This window comes from Mycobacterium pinniadriaticum (assembly GCF_026242045.1).
Lineage (GTDB): Bacteria > Actinomycetota > Actinomycetes > Mycobacteriales > Mycobacteriaceae > Mycobacterium > Mycobacterium pinniadriaticum.
In genome coordinates this window covers 1-1,664 of sequence record NZ_JAPJDO010000096.1, presented here as the reverse complement: position 1 = coordinate 1,664, position 1,664 = coordinate 1, and the positions used below count along the sequence as shown (strand labels likewise).

1 protein-coding gene is annotated in these 1,664 nt (G+C 63.2%); it reads left to right on the top strand.

What is annotated here, in order from left to right:
* Window positions 1-243 precede the first annotated feature (243 nt).
* Window positions 244-1,647, top strand: a complete 1,404-nt coding sequence (locus ORI27_RS32780; protein WP_266001417.1) for an IS110 family RNA-guided transposase — start codon at window positions 244-246, stop codon at window positions 1,645-1,647.
* Window positions 1,648-1,664: the final 17 nt, after the last annotated feature.

Genomic DNA, 1,664 nt, shown 5'->3' with positions numbered 1-1,664 from the left:
GGTCCGACATTTAGATTTTGTGTGAGTCCACGGGCAGGTCCGAGGGTCCGACTGGGACACGTGGTGATTCCTGGAATCTGAGCGGCCTCCCGTGGACTTCGGTGTCTGGTCGTGCGGTGTTCTTGTTCGGGAACTTGGAGCCAGCCGGTGGGTGTGGACTCCTGCTTAGAGAATGTCTGGGCCGTGGCCGCGGCGGTCAGTCACCTGGTGGTCTGAAAGAGCCAGTGGCAGGAGGGTTTTGCGGTGGCATTGACGTTGGGGATCGACGTCGCGGTTCGGGCTGCGCATCAGGCGACGCTGTCCCGTGACGGAAAGACGGTGTGGCGGGGCCGTAAGTTCATGACCCGCCCAGACGAGCTGGAGCGGGTGTGGGCCGATGTGGGTGCCGAGGATCCGGCTGAGTTGACGGTGGTTCTAGAGCCCACCAGAAATGCCTGGATCGTGATTGCCGAGTGGTTTCGCCGGCGGGGTGCGAAGGTGGTGATGGTGCCGACAACGCAGTCGGCTGACTTGCGTAAGTACTACTCCAAGCACGCCAAGAACGACCGGATTGACTCCGAGCTTTTGGCTCGGCTGCCGCTGCTGCATCCTGATGGGCTGCGTGAGTATTCCGGGCAGGGGCCGGCTGATCCGTTGCGGCGGCTGGTCAAGCAGCGCTCCACTATGGTCAAGCGCCGCACCGCGGTCTATGCCCGCCTCGACGCGCTGATCGAGCTGCTGGGACCGGCCTGGTATGCGGTACTGGGCTCGAATTACGGTAACGCCGCGCTGGAATTCCTGGCCCGTTACGCAGACCCGCATGCGGTGATCCGGTTCGGCCAGGCCAGGCTGGCCAGGTTCCTTGCCGCCCGCTCGCGTGGCAATTGGCGTGAGGACCATGCCGCGGGCCTGATCGCCGCGGCCAGAGAAACCCTGGCCCTCTGGAATGTCGAGGGCACCGATGGGATGGACTTTGCCGAACTGTCCGCCGATGTTGCCCACGAGGCCGAACAAGCGCTGTTTTTGACTCGTCAGATCAAAGAGATCGATGAGCGGATCGCCAACCTCTACGCAGACGCTGATCCGCAGGGGATCGTTGCGTCCGCGCCAGGCGTCGGCCCCACCATCAGTGCGGTCATCGCCGGCCGGCTCGGTGATCCGCACCGTTTCGCCTCGCTCGCGGCGATCCGCGCCTACACCGGCCTGGTCCCGAAAGTCAGCCAATCAGGGGTGGTCAAGACTGAATCGTCGATCACCAAGGCCGGCGACCCGCTGCTGCGCGAAATGCTTTATGCTGCAGCCGATCACGCGCGTAAAGTCGATCCCCAATTTGGCGCGAAGTACCAGCGTCTGATGGCCGGGGACCGTCACCACGATTCGGCGATCTGCCACCTGGCCACCATGCTGGTCACCCGAATCGCCACCTGCATGCGCGCCGGACAGCCCTACCAACTACGCGACGTCGATGGCACTGCGATCACCGAATCCGAAGGCCGCGCCATCGTCAAAGAGCGCTACCAACTCGATCCCCGCCACCGTGACCACGTCAACCACAAACTCATGCGTAAGCGCCAAAACAAGGCGGGCCAGGAGTCACAGGAGTCGCCAAGCGCTCCAACATCCCAGCCCGCTATACCCAAGCCTACGACGAGCCCACAAGTAGCTTGACTTCAGTTAGGAACTCA